Annotated in this window: 1 protein-coding gene and 2 pseudogenes; 2 read left to right on the top strand and 1 reads right to left on the bottom strand. The window is 40.0% G+C overall.

Features of this window, described 5'->3' with window-relative positions; genetic code table 11:
• Positions 1 to 91: 91 nt before the first annotated feature.
• Complete coding sequence (locus ACMHXE_RS10810) at positions 92 to 394, bottom strand: hypothetical protein (protein ID WP_413732240.1); 303 nt, start codon at positions 392 to 394, stop codon at positions 92 to 94.
• Between the two features lie 418 nt (positions 395 to 812).
• Between ACMHXE_RS10810 and ACMHXE_RS10805 the strand changes: the two are divergent.
• Together ACMHXE_RS10805 and ACMHXE_RS10800 are read left to right on the top strand one after the other, a co-directional pair.
• Positions 813 to 920 (top strand): annotated as a pseudogene (locus ACMHXE_RS10805) (transposase); the annotation flags it as partial.
• A 213-nt stretch (positions 921 to 1,133) separates the two neighbouring features.
• Positions 1,134 to 1,235, top strand: a pseudogene (locus ACMHXE_RS10800) (IS110 family transposase); the annotation flags it as partial.
• Between the last annotated feature and the right edge of the window lie 327 nt (positions 1,236 to 1,562).

Below are 1,562 nucleotides of genomic sequence, written 5' to 3'. Positions count from 1 at the left end.
TTGTCCCTCGATCAACTGCTTGTAATTCATGGTAACTACTCATGTTTGTTTGGCGACTACAGAGTATCACCAACAGGCAGTTGATCTCTCCTCACAGTTTAACCATGAGTGGTGCACTTATTATCTGAATTCGGGCCTCATCGTTCTCTTCAACTAATTGAGAAACAACATTGGCCATTCCTTCGTAACATTCAAATATTAGTTCAGAGAACTTATATTCATTAAAAGTATCAGTCATATTGATAGGGCGAAAATATATATGAGGTCTAAGAATAACACCTTCCTTAGAACTAAAAGCCACATTTAATCCACTATGAGGCACTTGTTCATATAAGCTTTTTTTAAGAATCAAATGTTGGTCGAAATATATAACCTCATATAAATCATCACTCATTTACACTACATCTCCTTAACTTGTTAGCAGATTCAAATCCACACATAAAAATCAAGCCACCCACTGTAAAACAATAACTTAATCTTCTTTCTGTCTGCGTTCAAGCACCAGTAGGGGATTTGAGCACCCGGAGGTAGAAAGATATCCGAGAGTTGCAGAGGTTTAATAAAATCGAACCTATTTCATGCTTAAAAATCAAGCCACCCACTGTAAAACAATAACTTAATCTTCTTTCAGTCTGCGTTCAAGCACCAGTAGGGGATTTGAGCACCCGGAGGTAGAAAAATATCCATGAATTGTAGAGGTTTGATGAAATCGAACCTATTTCACGCAAAAATGCGAGATTTGAACCGTGCTAACCCTCCCTCCATGTTTCAGCGCAAAATGGAGACACCCATAATTCTTGGCATTGTTGTCTTTGTTCAAAGGGCCGGTTGGTACACTGGAGTCTCTTACGGACTACTGTACTCACCTACAACGACGACGAAGACAAGGGGCCGCTAATTGTCAGAAGTTGTTTAGCTGAATTCCCGAGGCTCCAAGATATTTCTCTCCAATCGAACTTTGTCCGACCTCCACCGTGTCTGAAATTCGACTTTTGCGCTCATTTCAATAACTGAATGGCCCTCAAAAGGCTTGAAAGATGATTTTCTCCCAGTGAAAACATCAGTGTTTCTGTGATCCAGGCAACTAGAGTCTTCACTCAGCTAATAATGGGTGTCTTTGTTGTTTCTTTTTTGTTGTTTGCGTTCGCAAGATGGTGGTCATCCTAAACTCTATGCTTCGAGATGGCATCATGTGGGACCAAAACATCGCCCAAAATAAAGGATTGACGCCATAGTCGTTTGGTAGCCGTTTATGCAAAGTTCAACTTCTTAACTTTGTTAAACAAGAACTTACATGCCCATAGATATGGAAACATTGTTGAAAATAAAACAAAGTACTCAAACGAACTAAACCAAAAGTTAGACCACTTAAAATTAACTCCAACCAGTAAATTTAGAGTCACTAAGGGAAGTAGTACACCAAAAGGCAAAATGGAGACACCCATAATTCTTGGCAGATTGTTGGCACCTTGTCTAGGCTTGAATGGAGCCTTTGAAAAGGAAAGGATGCCATGCCGAGGCCAAGATATGCTCAAGTCAGTCTTGAGGACACCCCCTTCTAT

It is taken from the genome of Shewanella sp. BJSY2023SW007 (assembly GCF_047314525.1).
GTDB lineage: Bacteria > Pseudomonadota > Gammaproteobacteria > Enterobacterales > Shewanellaceae > Shewanella > Shewanella chilikensis.
The sequence above is the reverse complement of the archived record's forward strand: the minus strand, read 5'-3'. Positions and strand labels throughout refer to the sequence as shown.